General features: G+C 71.1%; 12 protein-coding genes. 8 read left to right on the top strand and 4 right to left on the bottom strand.

Annotated elements, in window-relative coordinates; all coding sequences use genetic code 11:
• The first annotated feature begins 78 nt into the window (after positions 1-78).
• The 3 genes from ACFVUT_RS11095 (at position 79) to ACFVUT_RS11085 (ending at position 3,727) form a co-directional block, all read left to right on the top strand.
• Positions 79-903: a DeoR/GlpR family DNA-binding transcription regulator gene (locus ACFVUT_RS11095; protein WP_389645375.1), complete on the top strand. Its 825-nt coding sequence runs from the start codon at positions 79-81 to the stop codon at positions 901-903.
• A gap of 353 nt (positions 904-1,256) precedes the next feature.
• The gene (locus tag ACFVUT_RS11090) at positions 1,257-2,309 is read left to right on the top strand and encodes a 2-hydroxyacid dehydrogenase (protein WP_389645372.1); all 1,053 of its coding nucleotides are present in this window, start codon (positions 1,257-1,259) and stop codon (positions 2,307-2,309) included.
• A 14-nt stretch (positions 2,310-2,323) separates the two neighbouring features.
• The gene (locus tag ACFVUT_RS11085) at positions 2,324-3,727 is read left to right on the top strand and encodes an FGGY family carbohydrate kinase (RefSeq protein ID WP_389645370.1); all 1,404 of its coding nucleotides are present in this window, start codon (positions 2,324-2,326) and stop codon (positions 3,725-3,727) included.
• 124 nt (positions 3,728-3,851) lie between these two features.
• On the opposite strand, the gene ACFVUT_RS11080 is transcribed toward ACFVUT_RS11085, so the two are convergent.
• The gene (locus tag ACFVUT_RS11080) at positions 3,852-4,556 is read right to left on the bottom strand and encodes a hypothetical protein (protein WP_389645366.1); all 705 of its coding nucleotides are present in this window, start codon (positions 4,554-4,556) and stop codon (positions 3,852-3,854) included.
• Entirely contained in the window at positions 4,549-5,130 is a 582-nt protein-coding gene (locus ACFVUT_RS11075; protein WP_389645364.1) for an RNA polymerase sigma factor, read from the bottom strand. Before ACFVUT_RS11075 ends, ACFVUT_RS11080 begins: the two co-directional genes overlap by 8 nt.
• A 419-nt stretch (positions 5,131-5,549) precedes the next feature.
• On the opposite strand from ACFVUT_RS11075, the gene ACFVUT_RS11070 reads away from it, so the two are divergent.
• From ACFVUT_RS11070 to ACFVUT_RS11060, 3 genes are all read left to right on the top strand, one after another.
• Complete coding sequence (locus ACFVUT_RS11070; RefSeq protein ID WP_389645362.1) at positions 5,550-5,705, top strand: hypothetical protein; 156 nt, start codon at positions 5,550-5,552, stop codon at positions 5,703-5,705.
• Positions 5,706-5,822: 117 nt separating this feature from the next.
• On the top strand, positions 5,823-7,685 hold the full coding sequence (locus tag ACFVUT_RS11065; protein WP_389645359.1) for an ABC transporter ATP-binding protein: 1,863 nt from the start codon (positions 5,823-5,825) through the stop codon (positions 7,683-7,685).
• A 100-nt stretch (positions 7,686-7,785) separates the two neighbouring features.
• Positions 7,786-8,427 carry a superoxide dismutase gene (locus ACFVUT_RS11060; RefSeq protein ID WP_389645356.1) on the top strand — a complete coding sequence of 214 codons (642 nt, stop codon included), beginning with the start codon at positions 7,786-7,788 and terminating at the stop codon, positions 8,425-8,427.
• Positions 8,428-8,624: 197 nt separating this feature from the next.
• Here the strand turns inward: ACFVUT_RS11060 and ACFVUT_RS11055 are convergent, their stop codons facing one another.
• Entirely contained in the window at positions 8,625-9,293 is a 669-nt protein-coding gene (locus ACFVUT_RS11055; protein WP_389645354.1) for an O-methyltransferase, read from the bottom strand.
• Positions 9,294-9,480: 187 nt separating this feature from the next.
• On the opposite strand from ACFVUT_RS11055, the gene ACFVUT_RS11050 reads away from it, so the two are divergent.
• Positions 9,481-10,320 carry an MOSC domain-containing protein gene (locus tag ACFVUT_RS11050; RefSeq protein WP_389645351.1) on the top strand — a complete coding sequence of 280 codons (840 nt, stop codon included), beginning with the start codon at positions 9,481-9,483 and terminating at the stop codon, positions 10,318-10,320.
• Between the two features lie 202 nt (positions 10,321-10,522).
• Here ACFVUT_RS11050 and ACFVUT_RS11045 read toward each other — a convergent pair whose 3' ends face one another.
• Positions 10,523-11,173, bottom strand: a complete 651-nt coding sequence (locus ACFVUT_RS11045; protein WP_389645348.1) for a DsbA family protein — start codon at positions 11,171-11,173, stop codon at positions 10,523-10,525.
• Between the two features lie 144 nt (positions 11,174-11,317).
• On the opposite strand from ACFVUT_RS11045, the gene pepN reads away from it, so the two are divergent.
• Positions 11,318-13,930 carry an aminopeptidase N gene (gene pepN, locus ACFVUT_RS11040; RefSeq protein WP_389645345.1) on the top strand — a complete coding sequence of 871 codons (2,613 nt, stop codon included), beginning with the start codon at positions 11,318-11,320 and terminating at the stop codon, positions 13,928-13,930.
• Positions 13,931-14,029 lie beyond the last annotated feature (99 nt).

Raw genomic sequence — 14,029 nt, 5'->3', positions numbered from 1 at the left:
CCGGTTCTGCGGACCGCCTGAGAGTCTGCTGCTGTTCGAGGCCGACCGGCCGGCACGTCCAGGACGAAGGATCAGCACGTGAGCAACGTTCCGCAGCGGGGCCCCGCCCCGCGCCAGGCATCCATAGCCGAGTACGTCCTCGCACAGGGCGAGGTGAGCGCCGCCGAGCTGGCGACGCGTTTCGACGTCAGTCTGATGACCATCCACCGGGATCTGGACGAGCTGGAGCGGCAGGGCATCGTCCGCAAGTTCCGCGGCGGTGTCACCGCCCAGCCCTCCGGTGTCTTCGAGTCGAACGTCTCCTACCGGCTGAAGGCGATGCGCGCCGAGAAGGCCGCCGTCGCCGAGCGGGCCCTGGGGCTCATCGAGCCGGGCATGGCGGTGATGCTCGACGATTCGACGTCCACGCTGGAGATCGCGCGCCGACTGCGCTCCATCACTCCGCTGACCGTCGTCACGAACTTCCTCGAAGCGATCAATCTGCTGTCGCAGGAGCGCGGCATCCATCTGATGGGCCTCGGCGGCGACTTCGACCCGCTGCACTCCTCCTTCCTCGGCGTCTCGTGCGTGGAGGCGGTGCAGTCACTCCAGGTCGACCTCTGCTTCACCTCCACCTCCGCCGTGTCCGGCGGTTACGCCTACCACCAGGAGCAGCACATCGTCTCCGTGAAGCGGGCGATGCTCGACTCGGCGAGCCGCAATGTGCTGCTGCTCGACCACTCCAAGCTGGGCCGCGTCGCGCTGCACCGGCTCGCCCCGCTCTCCCGCTTCGACCTGCTGCTGGTCGACGACGGCGCGTCCGCCGGAGCGCTGCGGGAGCTCGACGAGTACAAGGTGCCCTACGAGGTCTGCGGCACCGGCCGGGAATCCGGAGCGGGGGCGGGGGGCGGCGATGACGGATGACGGAACCGGCGCCGCGGGGCCGGTGCCGGACCCGCGGCGGACGCGGCGGGGCCGCCGTCGAAGCGGTGTGCTCCCCCGGCATCGCGCCGCACCCCGTCCTCCCGTACGCGCCCGGCCGCGCCGCTGTCCGGCCGGGCGCCGCGGCCCGACCTGGACGACACCGCACGCATCACCGCCGAACCACAGCCCGACCTGGACGACACCGCACGCATCACCGCCGAACCACAGCCCGACCTGGACGACACCGCACGCATCACCGCCGAACCACAGCCCGACCTGGACGACACCGCACGCATCACCGCCGAACCACAGCCCATCCATGTCTTCGACGCCCAGACAGGAGACGCTCCGCGATGACCCGCTCCGCGATGCCCCGACCCGCGACGGTCCGACCCGCGACGAGGATTCTGATCGCCGGTGACCACTTCGTCCGCAACTCCCTGATCGCCGAGGCGCTGCACCAGGTGCTCGGCCCCGATCCCCATCTCACCGAACTCACCCTCCGCTGGCCCCTGGAACCCTTCGGCAAGGTCGCCGAGGTGGACGAGGCGAGCGACGCCGAGGACGCGCTGATCGCCGCCCTGGACGGGGTCGAGGTGTGTGTGACGCAGATGGGCCCGTTCACGGAGCGGGTCCTCGCCGCCGCACCCGATCTGCGGCTCGTCGTGGTCTGCCGGGGCGGCCCGGTCAACGTGAACGCGAGCGCGGCACGGGCCCGGGGCGTACGGGTGTGCTTCGCGCCGGGGCGCAACGCGGCGGCGACCGCCGAGTTCACCGTGGGGCTGATGCTCTGCGCCCTGCGGCGCATCCCCGAGGCCCATCACTCCCTCGCCGTGGACGGCCTCTGGGACGCCTCCCACTACACGTACGAGAACTGCGGTCTGGAGCTGGAGGACACTCCCGTCGGACTGATCGGTTACGGCGCGGTGGGCAGCCGGGTGGCCCGGGTCCTCTCCGCGTTCGGCGCCGAGGTCGAGGTGTACGACCCGTATGTGCGCGGCGACGTCCACGGCATGCGCGCCGCTTCGCTGGAGGCGCTCCTGGAACGCTCCCGTGTCCTCACCCTGCATGCCCGGCTCACCCCGGAGACCCGGCATCTCGTCGGAGCCCGCGAACTGGCCCTCCTGCCGCGTGGCGCGGTCCTCGTGAACGCGGCCCGGGGCGGACTGCTGGACACGGACGCGCTGTGCGACGCCCTGGACTCGGGGCAGTTGCGGGCCGCGGCGCTCGACACGTACGAGCAGGAGCCGCCCCCGCCCACGTCCCGGCTCCTGCGCACCCCGCACCTGCTGATGACCCCGCATGTGGCGGGCGCCAGCCGGTCGGTCGCGCGGAAGGCCGCCCGGATCGCGGCGGCCGAGGTGGCGCGCTACGTGCGGGGCGAAGAGCTCGCCCACGCCCTGTGAGAGGAGCCGGCTCCATGACGAGGTACATCGGCATCGACGTCGGCACCTCCGTGGTCAAGGCCGCGGCCTTCGACCGGCGGGGCCGCACGCTGGCCGTCGAGTCCCGACCGGTGGGGCTCACGATCCGCGGCGGCTTCGTGGAGCAGGACATGGACGAGGTGTACGGCGCGGTCCGCGAGGTACTTTCCGCACTGGGCTCCGACGGGGTCGCGTTCGCCGGCCTCACCGGTCAGGGCGACGGCGTCTGGCTGGTCGACGCGGCGGGCCTCCCGGTCCGCACGGCGATCTCCTGGATGGACGGCCGGGCCCATGAACTGGTCGACGACTGGCTGGTGTCCGGTGTCTTCGGGGCCGTCTACCGGCGCACCGGCAGCGCGATGTTCCCGGGCTGTCCGGGCCCGGTGCTGGCCTGGCTCGACCGTCACGACCCCGGCTCGCTCGACGCCGCGACGACCGCCCTGTACTGCAAGGACATGGTGTTCCAGCGGCTGACGGGGGTCCGGGCCACGGATGTCTCCGATGCGTCGATGCCGTTCCTGGATCCGATGACCCGTACGTACTCCCTGGATGTCGTGGCCGCGCTGGGCCTCGGCCACCGGGCCTCGCTCCTCGCCCCGGTCAGCGACCCCGTCGCCACCGCCGAACTCCCTTCCGGGTTACGGATGTCCAACGGACCGTACGATCTGCCGGCCTGTGCCCTGGGCGCGGGCGTCACCCGTCCCGGTGACGGCCTGCTGATCGTCGGCACCTGTCTGGCCGCCCTGGTGGCCACGCGGCGGCTCGACCTGGACGGCGAGCCGGCCGGGCTGCACATCTCCACCGACCGGCCGGGCCACTGGCTGCGCGCCATGCCCGCGATGGTCGGCACCGCGGCCCTCGACTGGATCCTGAAGACCACCGGCGTACGCCACACGGAGGTCGACTCGCTGCTCGCCACCGCCCCGCCCGGAGCGCACGGGGTCCGCGTGCTCCCCTACTTCGCCCCGTCCGGCGAACGCGCCCCGTTCGTCGAGCCGCGTCTGCGGGCCGAGCTGACCGGTGTGTCCCTGGAGACGACTCCGGCGGACCTGGTCCGGGCGGTCTGCGAAGGCATCGGTTTCGCCGCCCGCCACTGCCTGGAGGCCGCGGGCCTCACCGGCACGCTCGCCCTGTGCGGCGGCGGCACCCGCTCCCCGGCGTGGATGCGCCTGTTCGCCGATGTGCTGGGCCGGCCGGTGCGGATCGTGGAGGGCGAGGTCGGTGCGCGGGGGGCGGTGCTCGCGGCGGCGCGGCGGTTCGGTGCGGAGCTGGACACGGCGGCCTGGACGGCCCCGACGTCGGTCGTCGAACCGGATGCGGAGCGGGCGGCGTTCTACGCGCGGGCGTACGAGGACCACCTGACCCGGCTCGACGGGGCCCGTGCGCGTGCCCGCACGTGATCACGGGTGCCGGTACGTGAGCGCTCGGGCCCCTGCGTGAGCACGCGTGCCCGGTGTCCGGGAACACGTTCAAAACCACGTCCGGGAGTACGTCGGGGACTTCGGCCGGGAACGTGCGAAGCCCTCAATGGTGGAGCTGGGCGAAGGTGGCACTCGCGAGCACGGTGCCGTCCGGGTTGAGCAGGCGGAGGCCGGTGACCGGTGAGGTGTCGGCAGGGTAGGGCGCGCCCCAGGAGCCGTAGCCCTCGCTGTCGAGTGCGAAGGAACCGACCTGGACGGTGGAGCCGTCGGCCCGTTGCAACTCGCAGCGGACGGTGCCGGAGTGCCCTTCGGCGTCCACCGCCATGTACAACCAGGGCGATGCCCCGGTGTAGAGGTAGACCTGCCCGAACGGGTGGCCCGCGTGGGTGAGTCCGGCAGTGACCAGCCGTGCCTGCACCGGGGAGACGATGGGCGTGACCGGCGCAGGCCGGCCGGCCGACGCACCGAGCACCCAACCGCCTCCGCCGAGGGCCAGGCTCGCTGCCGCCGCCGCCGCGGCGAGGCCGAACCGCCGCCACCGCACGCCCCGGAGCGGGCGCCGTCCGGCGGTGAGTCCGAGCCGGTCGATCACCCTGTCCTCGAAGCCGGCCGGCGGTTCGCTGACCGGCACGAGGCTCAGCAGCGCGTCCGAGGTGGCGGTCAGCTCGTGGATGTACTCGCGGCAGCCGGGACAGTGCTCCAGGTGGTCCATCGCCTCGGCCCGCTCCCTGGCCGGCAGCACGCCGAGTGCCAACTCCGCTCCGATCTCGCGCAGTTGCTCACAGGTGAACCCGTCCTTGTCAGTCATGGTCCACCTGCCTGCTCTCCAGGGATGCCCGGACCTTGCCCATGGCTGCCCTGATCCGGGTCTTGGCGGTACCGAGCGGTATCTCCTCGAAGTCGGCGACCTGCTGAGCCGTCATGCCGTAGATACCGGCCATCACCAGGGCGCGAGCCTGCTCCCGTGGCAACGAGCCGACCGCACGGCGCAGTTCCACCGCGGTTTCGGCGGCGAGCGCATGCCTCTCCGGTGGGTCCGCGATGGTCTCCATCATGTTCTCCAGGTCTGCGGGATCGACTGGAGTGGCCTTGCGCGCGCGGACGGCGTCGATCGCGAGGTTGTGCGCGATGACCGCCAGCCAGGTGGGCACCGAGCCCCGGCGCGGGTCGTAGACCTGAGCGTGCCGGCAGGCGCGCTCGAAGGTCTGCTGCGCGATGTCCTCGGCGAGCTGGACGTCGCCGACCACGGCGACGGCCACGCCGAAGACGCGACGCTGGAACCGCCGGACGAAGGCCACAGCGATCTCGGGATCGCCGGTCATGAGTCCGGCCAGCAGCGCTTCGTCGGGCACCCGCTCCAGGGGGATGCCATTCCTGCGCATACCTCTTACGTAACACGGGCCCGTGAGGATTGCCTGCCCCGAAGGAGCCCCGGAGCGGTGGAAGGACCGCCCCCGGAACGGTCGAAGAACCGGCCCCGGTGCGGTGAAAGGGCCGGCACAGGGCCCGGCATCCGTGCGCGGCGAAGACGGCGGACGGACCCGGGACGGCGGACGGACCCGGCGGACGAGCCGAAGACGACGAGCCGGAGACAGCGGGCCGGAGACAGCGGGCCGGAAACGACGGGCCTGAGGCAGAAGGCCGGCGACAGCGGGCCGGAGACGACGGGCCGACCTGACACGGCAGGCGAACCGGAGCAGGGATTTTTCCCCAAGAGGCAATCCCCTGGGAGCTCTGGAGCGTATTTCCATCTGGAAGCCTCTTCAGGAGGGAAGCTCAAGCCTCTTCAGGAGGAAAGCTCATGGCGATCTTCAGTCGTCTCATCCCCACGAGTAGGCGTCATGACATGAGGGACATGTCGCGGCGCTTCGACGACCACGGAAGGGACCGTCGTCACGGCCGTGACCACTTCCACGACCACGGTGACGGCGACCACCACCGCGATCACCGCTGGTGATCGGGCGGGACGGCTGAGCGGGCCCGGGCTCTTGGTCCGCTCGGCCGGCGCCCCGTCGGCGCCCCCGTCGGCGCCCCCGTCGGCGCCCCTTTCGGCGACCCTTGAGGAACGCGTCTTATGGGGCGTGTCTCGCTTCACGCGCTGCGGCGGCTGCTGTCGGTGGCCGATGACCCCGACGCGGTCGTCGCCGCCGCGCCGCCCGTAGCGCCGCGTGAGGCGTTCCGGCGGTTCTGGCCCTACACGCGCGGTGGCCGCCGCTGGCTCATTCCCGTACTCGTCTTCAGCATGGTCGGACCCGTCGTCGACGCGGCCGAGATCTGGCTCTTCAAGGTCGTGGTGGACGACGTCCTCGTACCGCGCGATCTGCGTCCCTTCCTCTGGATCGCCCTGGCGTACACAGGGCTCATCATCTGTTCCGGCGTTCTGGGATTCGCCGACGACGTGACCTCCACCTGGGTCAGCGAGCGTTTCCTGCTGGCCCTGCGCTCGGATGTCTTCCGGCACGTCCAGGGCCTCTCACTCGGGTTCTTCGAACGCCGGCGGCTGGGGGACGTCCTGTCGCGTATCACCGGCGATGTCGACGCGGTCGAGACGTTCCTCCTCTCGGGGGTGGCGGACGGCCTGTACTACGTCATCCAGTTGGGCGTCTTCCTCGGCCTGCTGTTCTTCCTGCGATGGGATCTGACCCTCCTCGCGCTCGTGATCGTGCCGCTCTTCTGGTGGGCGGCCCGGCGCTTCTCCCGCCTGATCAAGGACACTTCGCGCGAGCGGCGGCGGCGCAGCGGGTCGATCAGCGCGATCGCCGAGGAATCGCTCGCCAACGTCGCGCTGGTGCAGGCGTACAACCGGCAGGAGTCGGAGGACCGCCGGTTCGAACGCGAGAGTGTGGGCAGGCTGCACGCGGCGATGGCCTCGGCGCGCATCCGTGCCGTCTACGGCCCGGTCGTCGAGGTCATCGAGCTGACCGGCGGGCTGGCCGTCATGGGGCTGGGCACGTGGAAGCTGGCACAGGGTCAGCTCACGCTGGGCGGGCTGCTGGTCTTCCTCGCACTGCTGGGCAATCTCTACAGTCCGATCCGCGACCTGTCCCACCTCGCCAACACGTTCTACGCGGCCGCCGCCTCCGCCGAACGGATCATCGAGCTGCTCGACCAGCGCCCGCAGGTCGTCGAAGCCGCCGCGCCCCGGCGGATCGGGCGCGCCCGGGGCGACATCGAGTTCCGCGGCGTCTGCTTCCGCTATCCGGGTACGCCCCGGTGGGCACTGTCCGACGTGTCGTTCCACGTGCCGCCGGGCACGACGCTGGCACTGGTCGGCGCGAGCGGTGCCGGTAAGTCCACGGTCGGAAAGCTGCAACTGCGCTTCTACGACCCGGACCAGGGGGCGATCCTCCTCGACGGCACCGACCTCAGGGAGCTGCGCCTGTCCGAGCTGCGCGAGAACGTCGCGGTGGTCCTCCAGGAGACGCTGGTCTTCCACGGCACCGTGCGGGAGAACATCGCCTACGGCCGTCCGGACGCGACAGAGGCGGACATCGTCGCGGCGGCCCGCGCCGCCGACGCCCATGACTTCATCCAGCAGCTGCCCGAGGGCTACGACACCGTGGTGGGCCAGCGGGGCCGGACATTGTCGGGCGGGCAGGCCCAGCGGCTCGCGATCGCCCGCGCGATGATCAGGGACGCGCCCGTCCTGGTGCTGGACGAACCGACCACCGGCCTCGACGCCCGGTCGGGCCACCGGATCATGGAGCCGCTGCGCCGGCTCATGGCCGGGCGGACCACCGTCGTCATCTCCCACAATCTGCTCACCGTCCGCGACGCCACGTCCACCGTGGTGCTGGACCGCGGCCGGGTCGTGGAGAGCGGCACACACGAGGACCTGCTCCTGCGCGGCGGGACCTACGCCCGGCTGCACCGGCTGAACGGCGTCCCCGGCCCGGCCCCCGCCGGCCCTCCGTCCCCGTGGAAGGTCCGCTCATGAACCGCGCCTCGGCACGACCGACTCCGGCCCCTCCTGCTGCTAGCCTGCTCTTGCATATTGGTTGCAATAACAACAGGACGGCACCTGGAGGGGTCGACCCATGGCCACGTACACGCTTCCGGAACTTCCGTACGACTACGCGGCGCTCGAACCGGTCATCGATCCGCAGATCGTCGAGCTCCACCACGACAAGCACCACGCCGCCTACGTGAAGGGCGCGAACGACACCCTGGAGCAGTTGGAGGAGGCGCGCGACAAGGGGGTCTGGGGAGCGGTCAACGGGCTCCAGAAGAACCTCGCGTTCCATCTGTCCGGCCACATCCTGCACTCGATCTACTGGCACAACATGACCGGCGACGGCGGCGGCGAACCCCTCGCGACGGACGGTGTCGGTGACCTCGCGGACGCGATCACGGAGTCGTTCGGCTCGTTCGCCGGCTTCAAGGCCCAGCTGACAAAGGCCGCGGCGACGACGCAGGGATCCGGCTGGGGCGTCCTCGCGTACGAGCCGGTCAGCGGCGGGCTGATCGTCGAGCAGGTCTACGACCACCAGGGCAATGTCGGCCAGGGATCCGTCCCGGTCCTGGTCTTCGACGCCTGGGAGCACGCCTTCTACCTCCAGTACAAGAACCAGAAGGTCGACTTCATCGAGGCGATGTGGGCCGTCGTCAACTGGCAGGACGTGGCGCGGCGTTACGCCGCCGCCCGGGAGCGCGCCGACGTACTGCTGCTCACCCTCTGACGCCAGGACTCATGAACGTCCTGCCTCGTGATCGTCTTCTCACCCTTCACCGGGCAGGCGGATGAAGGGAGGACCCCTGCCTGGACGTGACAGGCGGGGGCCCTTCTGTCATGTCACGGGACACGGGACACGGGTGGCGCCCCCCGGGCGCGGCCGGGCCGAGGGCCGTCGCTCCCACCGGCTTCGGCGACCCGGCCTCAGCCGGTGACCAGCGCCATCATCAGCCCGTCGTATCCCTTGCTGCCCACGGTCTGCAGCGCGGTCGCGCTCAACGTCGGCTCGGCCGCGACAAGTTCGGTGAAGCGGCGCACGCCCTGCACCTTCGGGTCGTCGCTGTCGCCGTCGACCACCTCCCCGTCGCGCACGACGTTGTCGGCGATGATCAGACTGCCGGGCCGGGTCAGCTTCAGCGACCAGGCCAGGTAGTCGGGGTTGCTCGGCTTGTCGGCGTCGATGAACACGACGTCGAACGGCCCGTACCTCTGTTCCGCCAGCACCGGCAGTACGTCGAGGGCCCGGCCCACCCGGATCTCGACGACGTCCGCCAGACCGGCCCGCTCGATGTTCCCGCGCGCGACCTCGGCGCACTCCGGATCGGCTTCCAGCGTCACGAGCCTGCCGCCCTCGGGCAGCGCGCGGGCCAGCCAGATCGTGCTGTAGCCGCCCAGAGTGCCGATCTCCAGCACGGTGCGCGCCCCCTGGAGACGGGTCAGCAGGTGCAGCAGCTTGCCCTGGTTGGCGGCCACCTGAATGGCCGGGAGCCCGGCCCTGTCGCTGGCCTCGACCGCCGCGTCCAGCGCCTCGTCCGGGCCCACCAGCAGGCCGTTGAAGTAGTCGTCGACCTCGGTCCACTGCGCCAGCGTCACGGCGGGTCCTCTCTCGGTACGTGTTAGTTCCTAAAAGGAACTTACACGATGCGAGGTGAATGCGATGATGGGCGTCATGGGCCTCGCTCTCACGGAGGGGCCCGCTCACCCAGCACTTCCCCAGGCACATCCGCACCACCATGTCCGGCAGCCTCGACCTCGAAGCGGCCGCCCCGGAGGGGACATCGTGACGATCACCGTTCGAGAGCTCGTCCACTACCCGGTCAAGGGCTGCGCCGGGACCGTGGTCGATGCGGCACGGGTCACCGCCACCGGCCTCGCCCACGACCGGACGTTCATGGTGGTGGACGCGGCGGACGGCGCGTTCCGCAGCCAGCGGACGCATCCTTCGATGGCCGCGATCAGGGCCGACGTCCTCGACGACGGGGCAGCGCTGGCTCTGTCCGCCGAGGGTGTCGAGCCACTGCGCCTGGACGTCGACCCGGACGGCCCGCACCGCGAAGTCAGCATGTTCGACCGCCCCCTGGGCCCGGCGGCGGACCAGGGGGACGCAGCCGCGGACTGGTTCTCCGACGTGCTCGGTACGAAGTCCCGCCTGGTACGCGTGGTTCCCGGCTTCGACCGGGACGGCTGGGGCGAGACCCCCGGCAAGGTCAACTTCGCGGACGCCCACGCCGTACTGGTCGCCTCGACGGCCTCACTGGACGGCCTCAACGCCCGCATCGCCACCCGGGGCGGCGCCGCGCCCGTCCCGATGGACCGCTTCCGCCCCAACATCGTCCTGACCGGCCGCGCCGAGCCGCACTTCGAGGACCGGGTACGCCGGATGACCCTCGGCTCCGTGGAACTTGCCTACTCGGTACGGGCAACGCGGTGCAGCGTCCCGCTCGTCGACCAGCGCACGGGCCGCCGCGCGGGCCCGGAACCGGTCCGGACCCTCGCGACGTACCGGCGCGAGCCGGAGTACAAGAACAAGGTGAGCTTCGGCGCGAAGAACGCGGTGGTCCACGAGGGCGTGGTGACCGTCGGGGACGTGGCCGAGGTCACGGACTGGCTCAGCCCGTGAACGCCCCTGTCCTGACGCCGTCGACGGACACGGCCCACCCCTCCGGGGCGTAGGAACCGACCGGCCTCCGGGTGTGGAGACCGACTGGTCCGCGCGCCCCGTGCGGACTGCCCGTCCGCCCCAGCCGGGCCCGCACCGGGTTCGTGTCGGTCGTGCGGGGTCCGGACGTCGCCGGACCCCGCACCTCACCGCACCACGTGCGTCAGTCGAAGACGGGGCCCTGCGTGCGGGTCCGCTTGATCTCGTAGAAGCCGGGGATCGACGCCACGAGCAGCGTGCCGTCCCACAGCTTCGCCGCCTCATCGCCCTTCGGGGCCGGGGTGACGACCGGGCCGAAGAAGGCGATCTGCTCGCCGTCCGGGCCCGGCACGGCGATGACCGGGGTACCGACGTCCTGTCCAACCTTGTCGATGCCCTCCTTGTGGGAGGCGCGCAGCTCGGTGTCGTACGCGTCCGAGTCCGCGAAGTCCGCCAGCTCGGCCGGCAGGCCCACGTCCTGGAGCGCGCCCACGACGGCCTCGCGGGTGGGGCCCTCGCCCTGGTTGTGGAAGCGGGTGCCGAGCGCCGTGTACAGCGGGCCGACGATGTCGTCGCCGTGCTTCTGCTGGGCGGCGACGACGACGCGTACCGGCCCCCATGCCTTGTTCTGCAGCATGTCGCGGTACTCCTCGGGCAGCTCGTCGAGCCTGTCCTCGTTGAGTACGGCGAGGCTCATCACGTGCCAGCGCACCTCGACGTCGCGGACCTTCTCCACCTCCAGCATCCAACGGGAGGTCATCCAGGCCCAGGGGCAGAGCGGGTCGAACCAGAAATCGGCAGGGGTCTTGCCGGTCGCCGTGCTGTTGTCAGACATGTCTCTCCTCGTAAGGGCATTCGCACCTGTGACCGAAACACCGCGGGGCGCATCGGCCATTCCCGCCTGCCGGGCCGATCGGCGACATGGGAGGATCAAACCATTCGAACGTGACACAAAAGCGTGACACAAAGGAGTGTGCCGGTGCCCGGTGAGAATCTGTCCCGCGACGAGGCCCGCGTGCGGGCAGAGCTGCTGAGCGTCGACGGCTACGAGGTCGGGCTCGACCTGCGTTCCGCCGTCGGCGGGCCGGACGGGGAAGGCGACGGAGCCTCGGCCGGTCCGCGGACCTTCCGCTCGGTGACGACGATCCGGTTCCGCACCGCGCGCGCGGGGGTGTCCACCTTCGCGGATCTGGTCGCGCCGGGCGTGACCGCGGTGACGCTGAACGGGCAGCCGCTCGACCCCGCCGCCGTGTTCGACGGGACGCGCGTGGCACTGGACGATCTGCCGGAGGGCGACAACGTCCTGGTGGTGGACGCGCAGTGCGCGTACAGCCGGACCGGCGAGGGCATGCACCGGTTCGTCGACCCGGAGGACGGCGAGGTCTACCTCTACACGCAGTACGAGCCGGCCGACGCGCGACGGGTCTTCGCGAACTTCGAACAGCCCGATCTGAAGGCCCCCTTCCGCTTCGAGGTGACGGCACCCGAGGGCTGGACGGTCTGGAGCAACGGGGCCGTGGAGGCGCAGGACGGCGAGGTGTGGCGGTTCGCCGACACGAAGCCGATCTCGACGTACATCACGGCGGTCGTGGCCGGTCCGTACCACTACGTGACGGACTCCTACAGCCGTACGTTCGACGACGGTACGACGCTGGAGATCCCGCTCGGCGCGCTGTGCCGCAAGGGGCTCGCCCGGCACTTCGACGCGGAGGACGTCTTCCTCGTCACCAAGCAGGGCCTGGACTTCTTCCATGACCACTTCGACTACCCGTACCCGTTCGGGAAGTACGACCAGGCGTTCGTGCCGGAGTACAACCTCGGCGCGATGGAGAACCCGGGCTGTGTCACGTTCCGCGAGGAGTACATCTTCCGCGGCAAGGTGACGCGGGCGTCGTACGAGAGCCGGGCCAACGTCATCCTGCACGAGATGGCCCACATGTGGTTCGGCGACCTCGTCACCATGCAGTGGTGGGACGACCTGTGGCTGAAGGAGTCGTTCGCCGACTTCATGGGCGTCTTCGCCATGGTCGAGTCGACCCGCTTCGAGGACGGCTGGATCACCTTCGCCAACAACCGCAAGTCCTGGGCGTACCGCGCCGACCAGCTGCCGTCCACGCACCCGATCACGGCGGACATCCGTGACCTGGAGGACGCCAAGCTCAACTTCGACGGCATCACGTACGCCAAGGGCGCCTCGGTCCTGAAGCAACTGGTGGCGTACGTGGGGCGGGACGCGTTCCTGGAGGGCGCCCGGCGCTACTTCAAGAAGCACGCCTACGGCAACACGCAACTGGGCGATCTGCTGTCGGTCCTGGCCGAGACGTCCGGGCGCGACATGACCGCCTGGTCCCGGTCGTGGCTCCAGACCGCGGGCGTCAACTCGCTGGCCCCGGAGGCGACATACGACGCGGCGGGCCGGATCACGGAGCTCGCGGTGCGCCAGGAGGCGGCCGAATCCCACCCGGAGCTCCGGCCGCACCGGGTCGCGGTCGGCCTGTACCGGCGGGCCGCCGACGGCGGCCTGGTGCGCTACGCGCGCGCCGAGGTGGACGTGGCGGGACCGCGCACGGTGGTCGGGGAGCTGGCCGGGGCCGAGCGGCCCGAGTTGATCCTGGTCAACGACGACGACCTCACGTACTGCAAGGTCCGCTTCGACGAGGTGTCCCTGGCCACGCTGCGGGAGCACCTCGGTGACGTGACCGACCCCCTGGCCCGGGCGCTGTGCTGGTCCGCGCTGTGGAACATGACCCGGGACGGCCTCATGCCGGCCCGCGACTTCGTCTCGCTCGTGCTGGCCTTCTCCGGCCGGGAGTCCGACATCGGCGTCCTGCAGATGCTGCACGCCTGGACCCGGACCGCACTGGTCCACTACGCGGCGCCGGAGTGGCGCGAGGAGGGCGGCCGGGCGCTGGCCGAGGGTGCGCTGCGGGAGCTGCGGGTGGCCGAGCCGGGCAGCGAGCACCAGCTGGCGTGGGCGCGGTTCTTCGCGTCGGTCGCCGACTCGGACACGGACTTCCAGCTGCTGTCCGGGCTGCTCGACGGTTCGGCGCGGATCGACGGGCTGGATGTCGATCAGGAGCTGCGGTGGGCGTTCCTGTCGCCGCTGGCCGCGCACGGGGTGGCCGACGAGTCGGTGATCGACGCCGAACTGGCCCGCGACGACACGGCGTCCGGGAAGCGGCACCAGGTGCGGTGTCTGGCCTCGCGGCCCTCGGCTGCGGTGAAGGCGCAGGCCTGGGCGGGCGTCGTGGAGTCGGAGGCACTGTCCAACGCGTTGGTGGAGGCGACGATCACGGGCTTCGAGCAGGCGTCGCAGCGTGAACTGCTGGCGCCGTACACACGGCTGTACTTCGACGCGATCGAGCGGGTGTGGGCCGAGCGGTCGATCCAGATCGGGATGGCTGTGGTGAGGGGCCTGTTCCCGGCGCTGCAGGACGATCCGGCGACGCTGGCGGCCACGGACACGTGGCTGACCGCCCACGCGGACGCGGCGCCGGCCCTGCGGAGGCTGGTGCTGGAGGCCCGGGACGACCTGGCCCGGGCGTTGCGCGCGCAGCAGTGCGACGGCGCGGCGGCAGGGGCCGGGGTCTGACGGACGCGCCGGGAACACGGCCGGCACTGTGTTCCCGGCTGTGTTCCCGGCTGTGTTCCCGACCGAGTTCCCGGAGCCGGACGGGCTCGACAGGGACAG

It is taken from the genome of Streptomyces sp. NPDC058051 (assembly GCF_042885475.1).
GTDB lineage: Bacteria > Actinomycetota > Actinomycetes > Streptomycetales > Streptomycetaceae > Streptomyces.
Note: the sequence above shows the minus strand (reverse complement) of the source record. Positions and strands in the feature narration are given on the sequence as shown.